3 protein-coding genes and 1 pseudogene are annotated in these 2,797 nt (G+C 74.1%); 1 reads left to right on the top strand and 3 read right to left on the bottom strand.

What is annotated here, in order from left to right; genetic code table 11:
- Positions 1-208: 208 nt before the first annotated feature.
- Positions 209-829, bottom strand: coding sequence for a TetR family transcriptional regulator (locus ACIQOV_RS35950; protein WP_401055019.1), 621 nt, complete (start codon positions 827-829; stop codon positions 209-211).
- 137 nt (positions 830-966) lie between these two features.
- Between ACIQOV_RS35950 and ACIQOV_RS35945 the strand changes: the two genes are divergently transcribed.
- The gene (locus tag ACIQOV_RS35945; protein WP_401055018.1) at positions 967-1,731 is read left to right on the top strand and encodes an SDR family NAD(P)-dependent oxidoreductase; all 765 of its coding nucleotides are present in this window, start codon (positions 967-969) and stop codon (positions 1,729-1,731) included.
- Between the two features lie 200 nt (positions 1,732-1,931).
- Here the strand turns inward: ACIQOV_RS35945 and ACIQOV_RS35940 are convergent, their stop codons facing one another.
- The gene (locus ACIQOV_RS35940) at positions 1,932-2,423 is read right to left on the bottom strand and encodes a GNAT family N-acetyltransferase (RefSeq protein WP_401055017.1); all 492 of its coding nucleotides are present in this window, start codon (positions 2,421-2,423) and stop codon (positions 1,932-1,934) included.
- Positions 2,424-2,523: 100 nt separating this feature from the next.
- Positions 2,524-2,797 (bottom strand): annotated as a pseudogene (locus ACIQOV_RS35935) (phosphotriesterase); the annotation flags it as partial.

The raw sequence follows: 2,797 nt of genomic DNA, 5'->3' as shown, positions 1-2,797 counted from the left end.
GTCACCCCGGTTCCCCCCTGCCGGGGCGCGAGGACCAACCCTAACGCCAGCTGGGAGAAAGCCGACCGCGGCTGGGAGGTTACGGGGAGCCGGGCGGACGGATGACAACTTTCAGATAACAGATTTCGAAAGTTGTCATCTGAAATCTGTCGGCTGTCCGCTGTCCGCTGTCGGCCGTCACCGGCCGGTCGACGGCCGGGCCCCGGGCTCAGCCGACCCGCCCCCACAGCCGCAGCCCCTCCGTGAGCTCGCGCATGCAGCGAGCGCCGAGGTCCTGCGGGGAACCCGGACCGGCGAGGGGCGCCTCGGAAGCGGCCCACTGCTCCAGGGCCACCCGGATCGCCGTGGTCGCGGCAGCGGCCGCCAGCCGGATCTCCAGCGGGTCGGTGCCGTCCGGGCAGCGCTCGGCGAGGGCGGCCCGCAGCCGCTCCTCCGAGTCGGCGTGGACGCGCTGCCAGGTGGCGTTCAGCTTCGGGTCGCGCAGCAGACCGCGGGCCCACTGCATCATCTCGACCCGCACCTCGTCGGCCGGGGTCAGCGACGCGACCGCCGCACGCTCCAGCGCCTCGCGCAGCGGCAGGTCCGCGGGGCTGGCCGTGAAGAGCTCCACCCACTCCTGCCCGCCCGCCGCGAGCAGCGGAGCGACGGCGTCCTCCTTGACCGAGAAGTACCGGTAGAAGGTGCGCAGCGAGATGCCCGCGGCGAGGGCGATCTCCTCGGCGGTGGTCGCGTCCGCGCCCCGCTCGGCGAAGAGCGCGGCGGCGGTACGGGCGATCTCCAGCCGGGTGGCCTCACGGCGGCGCTGGGTCAGGGTCGGGCGTCCGGTCACGGGGTCAGCCTACGCGGGCGGATGCCAAGGCGGCACGTCACGACGAATCAGCACGAATGGACTTGTTGGCACAACGTGCCACATAGGCGTAACGTGCCTATTGAGGTCGAGAGAGCACGAACGAACGGAGTACCACCATGGAGCGCTTCAGCGGACGGAACGTCCTGATCACCGGCGGCGGCTCGGGCATCGGCCAGGCCACCGTGCACCGGATCCTCGCCGAGGGCGGGAAGGTCGTCGCCGTCGACGTCAACGAGGACGGCCTGAAGAAGACCCTGGACCGCGCCACCGCCGAGGGAACCGCGGACCGCCTCACCGTCCAGGTGCTGGACATCGCGGACGAGGCGGTCGTCGTCGCGGGCGTGGCCGAGGCGATCGCCGGCCTGGGCGGCCTGGACGTGCTGGTCAACGCGGCCGGCATCCTCCGCTCCTCGCACACCCACGAGACCAGCCTGGAGTTCTGGAACAGGCTCCTCGCGGTGAACCTGACCGGCACCTTCCTGATGACCCGCGAGGCGCTCCCCGCGCTGCTCGCCGGCGGCAAGGGCGTGGTGGTCAACTTCAGCTCCACCTCCGCGAGCTTCGCCCACCCCTACATGGCCGCGTACGCCGCGACCAAGGGCGGCATCCAGTCCTTCACCCACGCCATCGCCTCGGAGTACTCGAAGCAGGGCCTGCGCGCGGTCTGCGTCGCACCGGGCAGCATCGACAGCGGCATGACCCACAACCCGGGCCTGCCCGCCGACGCCGACCTCAGCCTGCTGGCCAAGCTCTCCCCCGCGCTCGGCCAGGGCTTCGCCGGCCCGGAGACGGTGGCCGGCGTGATCGCCATGCTCGCCTCCGACGACGGCGCCTTCGTCACCGGCACCGAGCTCCGCATCGACGGCGGCACCCACATGTGACGCCAGTCGACCCGCCGACCTGCCAGACCGCTCGACCACTCGACCACTCGACCGATTGACCGCTCGACCTCGGGAAGGCGGGGCCTGTGCCGTCCCCCGTGCGGCACAGGCCCCGCCTTCCCGTGGTCCCCAGGCCGTCCCGTCGGTCTCGGAAGGCCGGGCCGGCCGCGGCCCCGGTACCGAGCCGGGTGCGGCGGCGGTCACCGCAGGGGCTTCGCCAGGAGGAGTTCGCGGCCGACCCCGTCGGCGAGCAGGTCCCCGGGTTCCGCGAGTGGGGTGAAGCCGTGGCGGCGGTAGAGGGCGAGCGCCGCCCCGTTGCCGGGGAGCACGGCGAGGCGCAGCGTGGTGCCGCCGGTGGCCCGGGCCCAGCGTTCGACCTCCTCGACGAGACGGTCCGCGACGCCCCGGCCGCGCGCCCGCGGGGCGACCCAGAGCGAGCGCAACTCCCGCACGCCGTCCGGTGATCCGGGCAGTCCGCCGACCAGGCCGACCGGGTCGTCGTCCAGGTGGGCCGCGACGTGGAGGGCGTCCGGGAGACGGAGCCGGTCGCGCCAGCGGTCCTCACCGCCCTGGTCCCAGTCGGCCAGGCCGGCCTTGAAGGCGTCCGGCGCGCCGGTCAGGGCGGCGAGACGGAGGTCCCGCCAGAGCGGCCAGTCGGCGGTCGTGAGGGTTCGGAGCGTCAGCATCACCATGCCCGGCACCGTAGAAGACCCGCCCGGCGGCCGGCTGCCGAATGCCCGCTCCGGCAGCCGCAGCCGCGGCCGATGGGACCCGCAGGCGACGAGGCCCCGCCTACGGTGTGCGCCAGTCGGCGGCGAAGGCGGCGGCCGGGTTGGTGACGAGGAGCAGCTCGGGCAGTTCCGGGCCGTAGCTGCGGGCGAGGCGCGGGGCGAGGTCGGCGAGCAGACCGACCGGGCCGGCGGCCGCGCGGGCGCTCCGGGTGGTGGTGTCGGCGCCGAGCAGCAGTTGGTCGGCGTGGCCCGCCTCGACCAGGTCGGCGATCACGTCGAAGGCCTGGTGGTCGCCGGACCGGCCGGACCGGGAGGGGCTGTCCAGGGCGAGCCGG

Source organism: Kitasatospora sp. NPDC091257, assembly GCF_044757675.1.
GTDB lineage: Bacteria > Actinomycetota > Actinomycetes > Streptomycetales > Streptomycetaceae > Kitasatospora > Kitasatospora lactacystinica.
The sequence above is the reverse complement of the archived record's forward strand: the minus strand, read 5'-3'. Positions and strand labels throughout refer to the sequence as shown.

Excerpts from the sequence above, each read along its gene's own strand:
- ACIQOV_RS35945 (WP_401055018.1), top strand. The coding sequence starts at position 967 with ATGGAGCGCTTCAGCGGACGGAACGTCCTGATCACCGGCGGCGGCTCG.
- ACIQOV_RS35940 (WP_401055017.1), bottom strand. The coding sequence starts at position 2,423 with ATGGTGATGCTGACGCTCCGAACCCTCACGACCGCCGACTGGCCGCTC.